The 14,486-nt window shown below is 44.8% G+C and carries 13 protein-coding genes; 8 read left to right on the plus strand and 5 right to left on the minus strand.

Going from position 1 to position 14,486, the window contains the following annotated elements; translation table 11 throughout:
* Positions 1-87: 87 nt before the first annotated feature.
* Positions 88-1,287 carry a hypothetical protein gene (locus tag RJD38_RS16955; protein ID WP_231893180.1) on the minus strand — a complete coding sequence of 400 codons (1,200 nt, stop codon included), beginning with the start codon at positions 1,285-1,287 and terminating at the stop codon, positions 88-90.
* 276 nt (positions 1,288-1,563) lie between these two features.
* On the opposite strand from RJD38_RS16955, the gene RJD38_RS16960 reads away from it, so the two are divergent.
* The 3 genes from RJD38_RS16960 to RJD38_RS16970 all read left to right on the plus strand — a co-directional run bounded on the left by RJD38_RS16960 (position 1,564) and on the right by RJD38_RS16970 (position 4,461).
* Positions 1,564-1,944, plus strand: coding sequence for an STAS/SEC14 domain-containing protein (locus RJD38_RS16960; protein WP_065546675.1), 381 nt, complete (start codon positions 1,564-1,566; stop codon positions 1,942-1,944).
* Between the two features lie 265 nt (positions 1,945-2,209).
* Positions 2,210-3,322 (plus strand): BamA/TamA family outer membrane protein, encoded by a 1,113-nt coding sequence (locus tag RJD38_RS16965; RefSeq protein ID WP_406853492.1) that lies wholly within the window; start codon positions 2,210-2,212, stop codon positions 3,320-3,322.
* A gap of 8 nt (positions 3,323-3,330) precedes the next feature.
* Complete coding sequence (locus RJD38_RS16970) at positions 3,331-4,461, plus strand: DUF4056 domain-containing protein (RefSeq protein WP_065546677.1); 1,131 nt, start codon at positions 3,331-3,333, stop codon at positions 4,459-4,461.
* An 82-nt stretch (positions 4,462-4,543) separates the two neighbouring features.
* Here RJD38_RS16970 and RJD38_RS16975 read toward each other — a convergent pair whose 3' ends face one another.
* Positions 4,544-5,290 carry a phosphatase gene (locus tag RJD38_RS16975; RefSeq protein ID WP_005596456.1) on the minus strand — a complete coding sequence of 249 codons (747 nt, stop codon included), beginning with the start codon at positions 5,288-5,290 and terminating at the stop codon, positions 4,544-4,546.
* Between the two features lie 479 nt (positions 5,291-5,769).
* Here RJD38_RS16975 and RJD38_RS16980 point away from each other — a divergent pair, with 479 nt between their 5' ends.
* Complete coding sequence (locus tag RJD38_RS16980; protein WP_231893181.1) at positions 5,770-7,344, plus strand: glutathione synthase; 1,575 nt, start codon at positions 5,770-5,772, stop codon at positions 7,342-7,344.
* An 89-nt stretch (positions 7,345-7,433) separates the two neighbouring features.
* Here the strand turns inward: RJD38_RS16980 and RJD38_RS16985 are convergent, their stop codons facing one another.
* Entirely contained in the window at positions 7,434-7,862 is a 429-nt protein-coding gene (locus tag RJD38_RS16985) for a PACE efflux transporter (protein WP_065546680.1), read from the minus strand.
* Between the two features lie 153 nt (positions 7,863-8,015).
* On the opposite strand from RJD38_RS16985, the gene RJD38_RS16990 reads away from it, so the two are divergent.
* Entirely contained in the window at positions 8,016-8,906 is an 891-nt protein-coding gene (locus RJD38_RS16990) for a LysR family transcriptional regulator (protein ID WP_065546681.1), read from the plus strand.
* Positions 8,907-8,991: 85 nt separating this feature from the next.
* Here the strand turns inward: RJD38_RS16990 and sodC are convergent, their stop codons facing one another.
* A complete protein-coding gene (sodC, locus tag RJD38_RS16995; RefSeq protein ID WP_065546682.1) occupies positions 8,992-9,504 on the minus strand; it encodes a superoxide dismutase family protein in 513 nt (170 codons plus the stop codon).
* Between the two features lie 380 nt (positions 9,505-9,884).
* On the opposite strand from sodC, the gene RJD38_RS17000 reads away from it, so the two are divergent.
* The 3 genes from RJD38_RS17000 (at position 9,885) to RJD38_RS17010 (ending at position 13,008) form a co-directional block, all read left to right on the plus strand.
* The gene (locus RJD38_RS17000; RefSeq protein ID WP_065546683.1) at positions 9,885-11,048 is read left to right on the plus strand and encodes a MerR family transcriptional regulator; all 1,164 of its coding nucleotides are present in this window, start codon (positions 9,885-9,887) and stop codon (positions 11,046-11,048) included.
* A 60-nt stretch (positions 11,049-11,108) separates the two neighbouring features.
* Positions 11,109-11,648, plus strand: coding sequence for a GNAT family N-acetyltransferase (locus RJD38_RS17005; protein ID WP_065546684.1), 540 nt, complete (start codon positions 11,109-11,111; stop codon positions 11,646-11,648).
* 373 nt (positions 11,649-12,021) lie between these two features.
* Entirely contained in the window at positions 12,022-13,008 is a 987-nt protein-coding gene (locus RJD38_RS17010; RefSeq protein WP_065546685.1) for a cytochrome-c peroxidase, read from the plus strand.
* A 47-nt stretch (positions 13,009-13,055) separates the two neighbouring features.
* On the opposite strand, the gene RJD38_RS17015 is transcribed toward RJD38_RS17010, so the two are convergent.
* Positions 13,056-14,372 carry a ferric reductase-like transmembrane domain-containing protein gene (locus RJD38_RS17015; RefSeq protein ID WP_065546686.1) on the minus strand — a complete coding sequence of 439 codons (1,317 nt, stop codon included), beginning with the start codon at positions 14,370-14,372 and terminating at the stop codon, positions 13,056-13,058.
* Positions 14,373-14,486: the final 114 nt, after the last annotated feature.

A 14,486-nucleotide genomic window follows, 5' to 3' on the forward strand; every position in this document is an offset into this window, starting at 1 on the left:
ACTTCGAGCCCTAGATACGATAACAAGCTAAGTCACTCAATTTTTTAGTGTGGCTTAGCTCGCTATGACTTAGCTTGGTCGAATTGATCAGTCATAAAGCGTATCGAAGGCTTTCTTTAGGTCTTCATGGCTGGGCAGTGGGTATAGAAAATCACGCCATTTTTCGCTATCAGCATGTTCGATGACATAACGGCTAAAAGCAAAGCTCTTCGGTGAGATATAGACACGCTCCCCATTCTGATAGCCTAGATAATGATAACTCATTTTTAGAGTTGGGCTTTCTGGGGTGGCTTGGGCGAGTCTGCGAATGAGGCCATGATAGTATTGATTGGTATACCACACATCCCCGCCGTTTAGAGAGACAATATGCTCAGCTGGCGAGTAGGTCGCTATCTTGTTATTTGGGGCTTGTGAGCTAAAGACACGGCCATCACCATGTCCATCACACATGTAACTATCACCGAACTTACTTGCTTCAACATTGCATTGATATCGAGTTGGAAGGTACTGTTTACGTTCAATCACTTTGAAGGTTGTAGCGTCAACAATACACGTTAAGCCATGTCCGCTTTCTTGAAGATAGATGCGGTTTTCTGCTCGGTTGAAGACAATGTTGTAATCGCGAGGAGAGTAGTATATCTCCTCGATGTCAGGATCATTAACCTCAAAAAAATCAAGAATCTCTTTACTGGGCAATTTCACCAACACAAGTAAGTCACTATTTTTTACAATGACCTGGCTGCTATCGGCTGCCCAAAGGTACTCAGCATTCCACGTGAACTTTTCGTCATTGAGTTTTGTGATTTCTTCAGTCGCTAAATCATAGAGCACGACGCCGATAGAGAGTGGAAGAACCATATAGCGTCCATTAGGCGAGCGGCTCATATAACTGGCGCTGTCGCGGGCGCCCTTTCCTAGAGCAGGCGGTGGCGGTAATTGACCTTCAGGGATAAGCAGTTGTGGTTCTCCGCCATTGACGTTGAGTGCCCAATAGCTGAGTTTGGTTTTATCTTCACTATTTGCAACGGTAAATAAAATTTGTGGTACTTCTAAGTTTTCCGTATTCCAATCGGCTACTTTCGGATTATTAGGAAATTCAAATCTGTAGGCATAGCGCCACTCTCTCGCACTGTCTTTTCTATCCAGTTGTTCCGCCAAGAGCGCTATGCGGGCTCTTTCTTTGAAGTAGGGTTTGGTGAGAGTGTAAGTGATCCCGCCACCCACTATGATACAAGCGCCGATTCCAATCAGTAATTTCGTTTTTCTATTTATCTTACTAACAGTCAAGTTGGATTCTCTTATTTGTGTTGGGCTTGAGCTCCATTATTGCCGCCTATCCTATTGGATTTATCGTTAACGTTCAATTGTTATGGCTTTATTTTCAATGGTTTAGATTTTTTCTGAGATAAGGGTTAGCATAAGATTATCAATGTTTTTTGCTATTAGAGCGCGCGGCTATTGCTGAGATTTACATACTTTGTTTACCGAAATGTGGCTTTTCATTTTCCTCTATTTACGCAAATTTGTACTAAATTAGAACAAGGTCTAGCACAGAGGTGAATTATGAATAAACATGGAATTTCTATCGGCCTTGATAGAGTCGATAATGATGTTTTTTTATCGATTAAAGCAGTCGGAAAGTTAACTCACGATGATTATCAAAGACTCGTTCCCATGTTGGATGCCGCATTGGCGAAAATTGAACAACCGAAAGTGAACGTGTTTTTTGATGCGACTGAGTTTCAAGGCTGGGAGATGAGAGCGGCTTGGGATGATTTTAAACTTGGTATGAGTCATGGTTCGGAATTTGAACGTGTAGCTTTGTACGGCTCACATGGTTGGCAAGAATGGGCTGCTAAGGTGGGGAGTTGGTTTATTCATGGTGAGATTCGTTCTTTTGAAGAGTATGACGAAGCGGTCGCTTGGTTAATGGACGGTAACTAGTTGCGAAGAGTGATGTAGATTAATTCGTTACTCATATTCTAAAAGGCTTATCTCCCAAGGCTCAGTTCGCAAGAATTGAGCCTTTCTTATGTTGGGCGTTAGCTGCACATCAAAAGTAAACCTATGAGTTTACTCTTCTGGTTCTTAGCGATAATATTGCTCTAGTTAGAGTGAGTTATCGGTTATCAATGCCACCTTTGCCCACTCATTTGTTTTACAGGGAAGGATGGGTTTGATGTCATTGCCAAAAGCTGCTTATGCTGCGATGTTTAGTTCTGCCTTGTTCTACTCTCCTATACTCATCGCAGAGCCGAGTGAGGATAGCTGGTTTGATAACTTGCTGACTAATTTGGGGTCTAGCGAAACGGTTGATGAATCCAAATTAATTGATTGGGGAGTGTTACCAGGGCCATTTGTTAACCCAGAACAAGGCTTTGGTATCGGTGTTGCAGCGGTTGGCTTGTATACCCCTTATGATTGGCAGCAAGATGATCCTTATTCTACTCTCACACTCACTTCGTACGCTTCGACATCAGGATCTTATGGCTTAGGCGTTAATAACCGTACTTATTTACATCATGATACTTTGCGTTTACTAGGCGAAGCCTGGATCAGTCATACTCCGGGTTACTACTGGGGGATTGGCCGACATGCGGCGGAAAATGACGATCAGAAAAGACAATATCAAGGCCAGCGCGTTCAATTTAGTCCCAAGATTGCCGTGGAGATCTTCCCCGATACTTACGCTAAATTTGGTTGGCAGTACCAATCTTATCGCGATGTAAAAGGGGTTGATGGCGATCGCTTGCCAGTAGAGATGCTATCAAGTTCAGCCATAGTCAGTAGTGGTGCTCTTGTGGGGTTGGAATATGATTCGCGAGACTTCGAGCCTAACCCGGCACGAGGTCAGCTTATTGATATTGAATGGATTGCAAACCGCGATAGCTTCGGTAGCGATAATGGCTATGACAATATTGTTGCTAATATTCGTCATTACCAGCCTTGGTCTACGGCCACCATCATTGCGATGGAAGTCTATTCACAATCGATTATTGGTGATGCGCCATGGTTTGATTATGCGCAGCTTGGCGATGATCAACGCATGCGGGGCTACTATCAAGGCCAATACCGCGATAAACATCAGATTTCGACTCAAATTGAACTCCGCCATACGGTGTCAGGCCGCCACGGTGTGGTTGCATGGCTTGGTGGTGGTAATGTTGCTCCAAGCTATTCGCAACTGTTTGAAAGTGATTGGTTGCCAAGTGTAGGGGTGGGCTATCGGTTTGCCTTTAAGGCGCGCATCAACGTGCGAGTTGATTTAGGTATTGGTAAAGAGAGCCGTGGGTTTTATTTTCAGATAAATGAAGCATTCTGAGGTGTGAGATGAAAAAAGTCGGACTGTTATTGCTCAGTTTTTGCGGTGGCTTATTGGCCTATCAAACCCTCAGTGCACATGAAATTACCTTGCAAAGCTTAAACCTTTCACAAGATTCGGTCGATCAAGAGGCGCTCTCAGCGTTAAAAGCGCCTGTTGGTGTGCGCCCTTGTTGTGCCTTTGGGGTTGATCTAAAAGCGCAGTTAGGCAGTGTCCCTGTACCATTCTTTTCATTAGAAAATGTCCTTGAGCCAACGAATATTGGTTCACACCGTTACAATGATGGTAGCGAGTCCGTCTCTGGCAGTTTGCTGGGGTTTAATGATGAACGTAATGGGATCATTTTTACTGAACTGGGTGGGTTTATTGATACTGCCCACGTGCGCGACACGGCAGACTATAGCTACTATTTGTTTCAACTCAATCGTCAGATGCTGGGACACAATGGCTACTTGACGTTGCCATCAGAGCTCAAGAGTCGTCGCATTCAATGGCATAAACAAGAGAGACCGCTCTCTGAATTTGAACGTATTGAACGCAGTGCGCAAGCAGCGGCGTTAATTGCTTTTCGTTTGGCGCAGTGGCATGAAATTGCACAGTGGTTTGGTATGGTCTCAGTGACGGGATTTAAAGAGTACGCCTCAGCCTTTTCTTCTGAAGATCTCTATTCCAATATGCTTGGTGCGAGATTGGCGCAAGAGATACTGGTGGCGCAGCCGCATTTGACGGCTTCCCAGTTTTCACAGGCGATGGATATTGCGTTTGCCAATCAACTGATTAAGTTAAAAGCGCAGCCTAAATCGGTCACAAGAAGTAAGTTACAGCAATTGGATGGCGTTTGGTGGGACAGCGATAAGCGCTTGCCAGATAAGTGGGTGGTGTTGTTTCGTGATTATCATTTAGCGCTTAATCTGATGCCAAACTTCTCAGGCTCTGTACACGCGTTGGCGCTTGAGGATCGTTTTGCTGATCAGCAGCGAATTGAAGAGTGGGTGAGTTTAGAGCTGCATTCCGATGATCAAGACAGCGCATTTTATGCTCTCCCAAATACAATCGATCAACAAGCGATTTGGCGTCCTGAACAATTCCAACGTTTGGCAGATTTTGCTCAGCAAGCGGATCAAAACGTTCGCCCTTAGTTAGCTCTTTTAACGATTTAAAAAAACGCCCCTTATCGAAAGATAGAGGGGCGTTTTCGTTTAAACGTTTAAGGCAATTAAATTAGTAAAGGTCGGCAAACTCAGCGATTGGCTTGCGGCCTCGTAACACGAGGAAATTTAAGAAGCGGCTAGTGCTTGATGTGATGACTTTCTCTTCATCTACTTGGTATTTTTCAAGCAGTGCGATCGCCAAATCAAGATTGGCGATATCTTCACAGAAATGCGCATCAGATCCGGTGGTAAAGTAAACGCCAATTTCTTTACCGATACGGGCGATGTTATCGCAACGTTCAACACTGCCGATGCGGCTGTGGCCGAGCAGTGAAGAATTATTGATTTCAATCGCGACGTTGTGCTCTTTAGCGCAAGTTAGGACCGCTTCAATATCAAACGGGAAGTTAGGATTCCCAAGGTGACCAAGGGCATCAATACGGCCACTTTTAATCACATTGATTAACGCTTCAGTATGTTCTGCTTCACTGGCTGGTGGGAAGACCGGCTCATGGAAGCTGGCCATTATCCAATCTAAATGTTGATCGGTCGTTGCGTGCAAATCGATATCACCATTGGTGTTCAAAGTGTTGGCTTCGACGCCACGAATAATACCCACTTCATTTAAAAAGCGCGGAATAATGCGTTGGTTATTAAAAAACCAGTAGTGGGGCGCGCCCGGCATTTCAGGGGCGTGATCGGTAGTGCAGAGAATTTTTAATCCTTTACGATGGGCGGCTGCGGCATTTTCGAGCAGCGTGCTGTACGCATGGCCACTTGCCAGCGTATGTGTGTGAGTATCAATCACGATTTCCATAGTTACCTCGGGAAATTCAGGGTAGTTACGGCAAACTCGCTTTTTACAGCGAATAATAGTAAATACCGAATGGCTTGAACTGAATACATGAGCCTTGATGAATGTTTAACATCCATCGTTTCTCGTATATTCACCGCATCTGATCTCAGGTCACCCCTCATGCTTCCTTTGATGGCGATGTTACGCGCTACAATGACAATATAGCGACGAGTGAATTTTATACTTATTCGAGTCGATCGGCATCTTTAATCCGTAGCAATGAGTTAAAAAAACAGATTGCAATTCTGTGACTTAATGATTGCGAGTCATCGCATTTTGCTTGGTTATGCCTCTTTGTCAGCTTCTTTGCCGTTTGTGGTTATTTGCTTGCTCCGTGATGATTTCTGTTTGCAGTCGCCTAAAAAATTCTTACACTCGCGCCGTCTTTTTTGGTTGGTGTTCGTCTTAGAGATGATTACCTTATTTTGTGAATGACAAAGATGAAACAAACTCCTTTGACGATGGATTCAATTAAGCCGCTCATTACGGCACTGATACCGAAACAAGTGATAGATGAGGCTTGTGAATGGGCAATAATGCATGGTGTGGCATTTAAACAAGCAGACAGAACCGCAAGGCATTGTCCGTTTAGTATTGCGCCAACCACGATGCAGCGTTCCACCTATCAACACCTTCGTCATGTCACGCCATTGATTGCAAAACTGATATCCAATGTGTCCGAAGATCATGCGTTTTTACAACAGAGCTTAGCGACGATGGCACAAGCGGATCCCTTTTTTGGTCTGCTGATGAAACTGCATATTCAGTTACATGGGTATTTATATAAGCATCACCAAGATCAACACCATGCAAAGGTAAGTGATGGCGCGCTTTTCGCCCCGCGTCAGCCTCTACTGCTGATGCGTACCGATTTTATGGATGATCGTCATCAAGGCGCAAAAGTGATTGAGTTCAACGGCATTGCGGCAGGCATGGCACCATTTGGTCAACGTGCGACGCAATTACATCAATTCATTGCGGATCAATGGGGAGAGGCGACCCATCAGTGGGTGGTGGATCCTAAGGCAATGCCCGCCGATAACGTAGGGATGGAACAACTTGCACTAGCGATTGCAACAGCAGCGCGTGAAGTAAGAGATAACTTCTTAGGCGATGATGCCGCTGAGTCAAACAAGCCGATGTTTTTGATGGTAGTACAGCCAGATGAAGATAATGTTTATGATCAACACTTGTTGGAAGTGGCACTGCAAAACTTAGGTGTACGCACCGTAAGAAGGACCTTTGCCCAGCTAAGTGGCCAGTTAAGCAGCCAGATAAACTGTGATGATACACAGAATGGTGCCAATAAGCCGCGACTCATACTAGAAGGGGTTGGCGCGATTGATTCGGTCTATTTGCGGGCAGGCTACCAATATCAAGACTACTGCGCCCCAGAACTGAAAGAACAAGAGTGCTGTTATACCCTTAGCCAAACTCGCGTGTTTATAGAACAGCATTATGTTGCGGTTAATGCCACGGTAAGTCAGCAATTGGCGACCAGTAAATCGATGCAGATGTTGCTGACGATGATGAGTGCAGAACAATATACTCGCTGGGGTTTAAGCCTTGAAGAAGCACACTTAGTCAAAAGTGTGTTGGCGGAAATGAAACCGATCACCACAGAAAGCATTGCGTGGTTTAACACGCACGCCAACCAGCAAGAGTGGGTGCTTAAAAACCAAGGCGAGGGTGGTGGACACTGTATTTTTGCCGCTGAGATTAGTGCGAAATTGGCCACTCTTAAAGTGGAAGAATATGATGCATGGGCGTTGATGCAACGCTTATACCCTCATGAGAGAGAAACGCCAACGGTTGCAGTTCGTGATAGTAAAGCAACATTAGTGACTGATCTGGTTAGCGAAATTGGTTTGTTTACCGCTCACTATCAAGGCCAGCCAGTGACGGATTTTCATGGGTATGCGGGTTACTTGATCCGCAGTAAACCTGCGAGTGAAAACGAAGGTGGCATTCATAGCGGTCAAGGCATATTGGATTCGTTGGCTCTGATTGACTAGCGGGCCATGATAGAAAAACGCTAAGTAGAAAAGAGAGATGACAACCCGAGTTCAGCTTAATCGCTAACTCGGGTTTTGCTTTACTCTGCCTATGCGAGTGCTGGTGTTTTTCTCGCGACGATGTAAGCGCGAATATGATCATAAGCGAGGTTGAAAACAAAGGCGTAGAGGGTGATAAAGAGAGTAACACCAATATCCATCATGAGTGCTTCAACAAGGCTGACCTTCAATAAGTAAGCCATCACAGGCACAGTGGCGAACAGCAAGCCAGCTTCAAACAATAGTACGTGCACAATGCGGGTTTTCAGTGAACGCTTCTCTTTTTGTCCCGGTACGAACTTATCAAAGATCCAGTTAAATATGACGTTCCAAATCATGGCAATAGTGGCGACAACTATCATAGTTCCTGATAAGTGGCTCACGTTATGATCGGTAAATATCGCTAGGCCAATAATCGATAATGATACCGCTAGTACCTCAAATGTAATGGCGTGAAATAGACGCTCTAATCGACTCATAAACTCCCCCAATAAAATAATGTCTCGACTTTAGAGGCGGCGATTATGCGGATTCCTCAATAGAAAGAAAGTTAACATCTATCACACTTCGTGATAGCTTGGCTGGCATTGCACTATCACACACTCAATATCGCACTTTGAATAGGTCATATCATGTACAGCTTCGAGCAACTTAAAATTTTCGTCACCGTGTGTGAGTGCGGCTCGTTTTCTGCCGCAGCTCGTAAACTCAAACGAGCCCAATCTGGGGTGAGTCAATCAGTGGCGAATCTAGAGCTTGCCATCAACCAAGATCTGTTCACTCGTGATAAGAACATTCCCAAATTAACCGCGACGGGCCACGCTTTGTTGCCCATCGCGAAATCGATTTTGAGCCAGCAGCAGTACTTCGACCAAAAAGTAGAGTCGTTGGATAAATCGATTGAAAATGAGTTATTTATAGCGATTGATGAATGTTTGGTTACTGATGAATTGCTAGCAATATTGACCCAATTAGCGGAACAATTTCCGATCACTAATTTTGATCTCACGATCAGTGCGACATTCGATGTGGAAGAGGCGGTGCGCAGCAATAAAGCCCATGTGGGTATTATCTTTGCTGATGGTGAATTACGTGAAGATATGGATTTTTTCACCCTAGGCCAAATGCGTTTTTTAACCGTGGCATCGCCAGAACATGCGTTAGCGAACTTAACGCGCGTGCGAGATTCAGACTTGAAAGCGCATCGCCAAATCGTTCACCGCAGTGCATCTCAGAAAGAGCTGTGGTTTAGCTATGGCATTAGCTCTAATTTTTGGTACGCCAATACCCACCAAATGTTAGCCAAGTTAGCCTGCCAAGGTATCGGCTGGGCAGTGATCCCGGAGTTAATTGCCACTCCTTTGGTTGAACAAGGTAAGCTCCTTGCGTTGCCGGTGACTCACGAAAAAGATGGTTGGCTAACCACGGCTGGTTGCTTAGTGTCTCGCAGCCACTCATCAGGCCCCGTTTTGGAGAGTTTCATCGCGGCATTGCAAGCAACAAAGCTGGCAGTGACTCGCTAGTTGAAGGTAAAAAAGCCCTTAAAACCTATCGAGTAGGGGGACACGTCGGTTCAGAGGGCCTCATTAATTTGGTGGACTAGCGGTTTTATTTAATCACACCACACACCATGCGAGCACCGCCACCGCCGAGTGGCGCTGGGTGATCGGCATGGTTATCACCGCCAGCGTGAATCATTAAAGCGCGGTCATCGAGATCGGCCAGTTTAATTCGAGGTGCCAATACCGGTTGATTGGCATTGCCATCCATATCAACGTAAAGCGCGGGTAAATCACCTAGATGGTTATCCGTTGTCCAAGGTTTACCATGTTTGCCAGTATTCGCCGGATCATAGTGCCCACCCGCGGCACCACCAATGATGGTTTTGCCATTTTTCTCCGAGCTGTCACAGGATGGGTTGGAGTGGACATGGAAGCCATGTAATCCAGCCGTTAAGCCTGTTAGTTGTGGTGTAAATACGGTGCCGTATTCACTTTCTGTGATGACAACCGTACCAGCAGAATTGCCGCTGTTTAAGTCAATCATTTCAACGTTAAGTTCTTCCGCTAATACACCAGTAGAAGTCACACATAAAGCAGCAAGTAATAGTTTGTATTTCATTATTATTTTCCTTTTTGAAAGTATCGAGCTTGATGCTCAATCAACCACAATGTCGCAGTGACATCACCATCTTGCTGTGGTTCGGAGCTATAAATAGCACCCAATAAGTATGGTGAGGAAATGAGTTTTTGCTGCAAAATTAATCGTTTTTATCGATGTAAGTGCAACCCTAATCAGGACAAGGCCTAGAGAGCATCGCAGTGAGATTAGTCACTGGTTTGAGGAGTGAAATGGCACTGGTAAGCGTGTTTTTTTGAGCGTTGTGATTTGTTATTGAAAATCACGTAAATAATCATTGACCTGTCTATAGCTTTACAGTTTAGGATGCAAACATATTCAAGATTCGCTGGCGGTGATGTTGGCACTTAAAGGAGATCGGTATGTATCGAATATCAGAGTTGGCACAAATGCTCGGCTTGTCACGTACCACCTTGCTCTATTACGAGAAGTTGGGGCTAATTTGTGGTCAGCGGTTAAGCAACGGTTATCGCACTTACAGTGATATGGATCTGCAGCGATTACGCTTAATTCAACAACTACATAGTGGTGGGCTTACGCTGAAAGAATGTAAGGCTTGTCTTGAAGCAAAAGTGGAGCGTGCTGTGTTGCTTGAGCGGTTAGAGCATCTTGATCAAGAAATCGCCCAAAAGCAGCAATCACGCGACTTATTGGCTGCGCTATTGGGTGAAACCTCTCTGAACCAATGGCACGAAACTTTAGATAAATTGGCGCCTGATGCTCATATTGACTGGCTTATTAAGCAAGGGTTTAGTGAGACTGATGCCCAACGATTACGGTGGTTATCCAAAGACATGAATACACATGATACCTACATGGCAGACTTTTATCGCATCTTTGATCTATTGGAGAGAAGAGGTCCAGGCAGCGAATCTGATACCTTGGCAGCGCTGCGTAAAGTGCCGATGAAACCAAGCCAAATATTGGAGATTGGTTGCGGGCAAGGCATCGCAACTCGCTTATTGGCTCAGAAGTGTGATGCTCAGATTACCGCGATTGATAACGATGAAGAAGCGATCAAAGCGCTTCAGGCGAGCAATCAAGAGCATGCTGAACAGATACATTTTGAATGTGCCAGCATGACGGATTTGCCATACGCCGAGCGCTCGTTCGATTTGATTTGGTCAGAAGGTAGCGCCTATATCATGGGGGTTGAAAATGCCTTCAAACAGTGGCGACCACTACTCAATCAAGGTGGTGTTTTGGTGCTGAGCGATCTTGTTTGGTCAACCGATGATGCCAATGAGACGGCGAAAGCATTTTGGGGCAGTGAATACCCAGATATGACCACGGTCGAGACCCGAATTAAGCAGGCCAAAGCTGCTGGCTATCAACTGGTCGATACTTTCCCAATTAGTGATGCGGCGTGGGAAGCTTATTACCAACCGTTGTCTCAACAAGTTGCGGCGCTAAAAGATGAGTTGCCAAACTCACAAGCAATTAAAGATATTGAGCGAGAGCTGAATGCATACCGCCAAAGAGATGGTCAGTTTGACTACCAAATGTTTATTTTAATGAAAGCTTAAGCCGCGGTTGGTTGTTAACTTTCTGATGTATTAAAAACGAATAGAGAAACGACAAAAACAATGAAATATTCAATTTTAGATTTAACCCACCAAGACGACATCCAAGCGTTATTTCAAAATACGTTTAGCGACTCTGAAGGTGTTGATGAAGGTGCGGTGATTGGTGATTTGGCCAATCAAATTGTTGCAACGACTGACAGCGAAGAGATGATTATCGTCGGTGCAAGCGAAGGTGAAGCACTGCTTGGCTGTGTGATCTTTACCAAGTTCCATTTTAAATCCAACACCACTAATGCCTATTTACTTTCTCCAGCGGCAGTTGCGACGGCAACACAAGGGCAAGGAGTGGGGCAAAAACTGATTCAATTTGGTTTGGATATGCTAAAACAACACGGTGTTGAAGTCGTCGTGACTTACGGTGATCCAAGTTTTTACGCTAAAACAGGTTTTGTGCAAATTACTGAAGAGCAGATTAAAGCCCCTTTAGTTCTGAGTTATCCGCATGGTTGGTTGGGACAAAAATTAGATGGAAGCGAATTGGGTGTCATTGATAGTGAAACGTTATGTGCTTCGGCATTAAATGATCAAAAATACTGGTAATGACGTGACGTGAAATGTTATTGCAGTCACGCATGTGTACGATAAAGACAATGACTTTGGCTAGGTTATCAACCTAGCCTTTTTATTTATTAGCGGTTTTATTTATCGAGTGATAATTGACCAAAATCAACAAGTTGTTCGGTTGCATTTTAAGTAATATTGTTGCGAATAAGTTACCAATAAAGAAAAATCGCCGACAAATCAATCTGTTTGAATTTTATGCAATTTAACAATCGATTATTACCATTACCTCAATCGTTTTTTTACATTTCATCAAATTTAGTGATTACTTTAGTTTAGCTGCCAGAGCGTTCCAGAGAAGAAGAACGCCAATATAGTGAGGTTTATCAAATCTCTGAGAGAGGAAGTCTCAATGAAAACTATAATAGCAATCTCTGTACTGTCGGTGGTCTCATTTGGTGCATTGGCTGATCGCCAAGCATTAGAACCAATCAAAATAATCGAACCCATGGCTGGTTTGGATGAAAAGAAAGTCGATCTAGGTAAAACCTTATGGTTTGAACCGCGTCTGTCGGCATCTAATACCATCTCATGTAACTCTTGTCATAATGTTGCGCGAGGCGGTGTCGACAACCTAGTCACATCGATAGGCCATAAATGGGCTATTGGCCCAATTAACTCGCCAACGGTGTTCAACTCCGATTTGAACTTTGTTCAATTTTGGAATGGGCGCGCAAAAGACCTACAAGAACAAGCGGCAGGCCCTATTGCCAACCCGTTAGAAATGGCGCTGACTCATGAATTAGCGATTGATACGCTACGCTCTATTCCTCAATATCGAACTTGGTTTAAAGAGGCATATGGCGTTGATGACATCACTATCGTTGAAGTTACGGATGCCATTGCAACCTTTGAAAAAACACTTCGCACCCCTAACGCTCCATTTGATAAATGGTTACAAGGCGATGATTTAGCTCTGACAGAGGTTCAACTTGAAGGGTACAACCTGTTCAAAGCGAAAGGCTGTACTACATGTCATTCAGGCCCGTTAGCTGGTGGTCAAATGTACCAAAAAATGGGGTTAGTGAAGCCATTTGTGACCGACAATCCTGATGTGGGTCGTAAAGCCATCACGGGGAATGATTTTGATAAGTTTGTATTCAAAGTTCCAACATTACGTAATATTGAACTGACTTATCCGTACTTTCATGATGGCTCTGTATGGGATTTGAAAGAGGCTGTTATGTTGATGGCTGACATTCAGCTTGGGATGGGTGTTAATGAACAAGAGGCGGAGAAGATCACTGAGTTCTTGCGCTCGCTTACTGGGGATCAACCGGAAGTAACATTACCTCATTTACCACCTTCTACAGCAGAAACCGCACGGCCAAATATCTAAGTAGATGGTCGTCAAAGGCGCTCGATTGAGCGCCTTTTTTATGCGGATTAGCGAAAGTTAAACAGCTCCGTATGGAAGTGCTTCAAATCAAATTGCTCTCTGGAGAGCTGTGATTTTAACGCTTCCCCAAACCCGAGTGGGCCACAAAACCAAACACTGTGGTTATCTAAAGGCCCTTGTTGTTGCGTGATATCAGCGATAGTAAGGTGTTGCCTTATGCGATTGTTTATCACGTGAAACTCAATATTGGCCTTTCTTGCCAGCGTTTCAATTTCATGAATAAACATGGAAGATGGCGCTTGCGTGCAATAGTACAAGGTCACTGGCGTGGTATTTTGATCTTTTTGTCGTTCGGCCAAGCGAGCTTTAAATGCCGCAATCCCAATCCCGCCCGCAACCCAAATTTGGGCTCTGTTATCATCAAACTGAAATTTACCATAGGGTCCTTCAACCGTGACTTTCTCGCCCACCGTTAAGCGTTGGTGCAAAGTGGCAGTAAAATCTCCCAGCGCTTTGATGGTGAACTCCAATTGTGGCGCATCGGCGCTTGAACTAATGGTGAAAGGGTGCGGCTCTTCACCTGCAACTTTGAGAAAAGCAAACTGACCAGCTTGGTGGCCAGACCAAGTCGGTAAGGCAATCGCCACTTTCGTCGTTTGGTTCTCTGGGTTATAGGTGAGAGCGCTGATCACGCCTTGATGAGTTCGACGTTTACCAATCAGTCCTAGCAAGCTAACGACGGCGCATGCAGTACCGATGAGAGCGAAGGCTATCACCATCGGCGTGATGAGATTATCCCAGTAACTCGGTTTGAGCAGTACCACTGAGTGATAGGCGATCACAATAAATGCCACCGCCATTGCTTTATGTGTGAGTTTAAAGTGCTTGTATTTTATCGGTGCAAACAGGGCAATGAGCGTCAATAGAATAAAACCATAAAGGGCGATCTCTCCAATTGATTCTGCGCCCCCTCTTAGGCCCATGACAGTGGCTTGCAAAGAGTCGGGATCGAGTTCAGGTCGAGCATGGTTACCTCGTTCCAACAGGCCAAGTTGCACGAGTTTTTTCGGCACTATTGCGAGCAGCCAGTGCGCAGCGCCAAGAATGACGCCCCAAATAGCTACCCACTTGTGTAGACGGTAGGATTTATCCAACCCTGCGGTTAGCTTTTCAATCCAAGGCAAGCGCAGTGCTAATAACATCGTCAGCGTGAGCAGCAATAGGCCAATGATACCAGTGCCTTGTATTAGGCTACTTCGCCATTGCATAAAATTGGTATTGCTAAAGATAGTCGGTTCGGCTTGTAGCCAAATAAGCATGCCAGTGGCAACTAGCCCAAGCACCGTTAAATAGAGTTTGTTCATCGCATAAGCTCCTAGTGAACTTATACCTTAGTGGTTGCAATGTAACGTGACGTCAAGCGATGTAAAGCTGTGTAAATCGTCGCCAGATAGAGCTTATTAAGTGTTTTGTAGTTT

Origin of the sequence: Vibrio scophthalmi (genome assembly GCF_040869025.1) — a bacterium.
Taxonomy (GTDB): Bacteria; Pseudomonadota; Gammaproteobacteria; order Enterobacterales; family Vibrionaceae; genus Vibrio; species Vibrio scophthalmi.

Coding starts and splice junctions, on each gene's coding strand:
- RJD38_RS16960 (WP_065546675.1), top strand. CDS start 1,564: ATGAATAAACATGGAATTTCTATCGGCCTTGATAGAGTCGATAATGAT.
- RJD38_RS16980 (WP_231893181.1), top strand. CDS start 5,770: ATGAAACAAACTCCTTTGACGATGGATTCAATTAAGCCGCTCATTACG.
- RJD38_RS17010 (WP_065546685.1), top strand. CDS start 12,022: ATGAAAACTATAATAGCAATCTCTGTACTGTCGGTGGTCTCATTTGGT.
- RJD38_RS17000 (WP_065546683.1), top strand. CDS start 9,885: ATGTATCGAATATCAGAGTTGGCACAAATGCTCGGCTTGTCACGTACC.
- RJD38_RS17005 (WP_065546684.1), top strand. CDS start 11,109: ATGAAATATTCAATTTTAGATTTAACCCACCAAGACGACATCCAAGCG.
- RJD38_RS16990 (WP_065546681.1), top strand. CDS start 8,016: ATGTACAGCTTCGAGCAACTTAAAATTTTCGTCACCGTGTGTGAGTGC.
- sodC (WP_065546682.1), bottom strand. CDS start 9,504: ATGAAATACAAACTATTACTTGCTGCTTTATGTGTGACTTCTACTGGT.
- RJD38_RS16970 (WP_065546677.1), top strand. CDS start 3,331: ATGAAAAAAGTCGGACTGTTATTGCTCAGTTTTTGCGGTGGCTTATTG.
- RJD38_RS17015 (WP_065546686.1), bottom strand. CDS start 14,372: ATGAACAAACTCTATTTAACGGTGCTTGGGCTAGTTGCCACTGGCATG.
- RJD38_RS16965 (WP_406853492.1), top strand. CDS start 2,210: ATGTTTAGTTCTGCCTTGTTCTACTCTCCTATACTCATCGCAGAGCCG.
- RJD38_RS16975 (WP_005596456.1), bottom strand. CDS start 5,290: ATGGAAATCGTGATTGATACTCACACACATACGCTGGCAAGTGGCCAT.
- RJD38_RS16985 (WP_065546680.1), bottom strand. CDS start 7,862: ATGAGTCGATTAGAGCGTCTATTTCACGCCATTACATTTGAGGTACTA.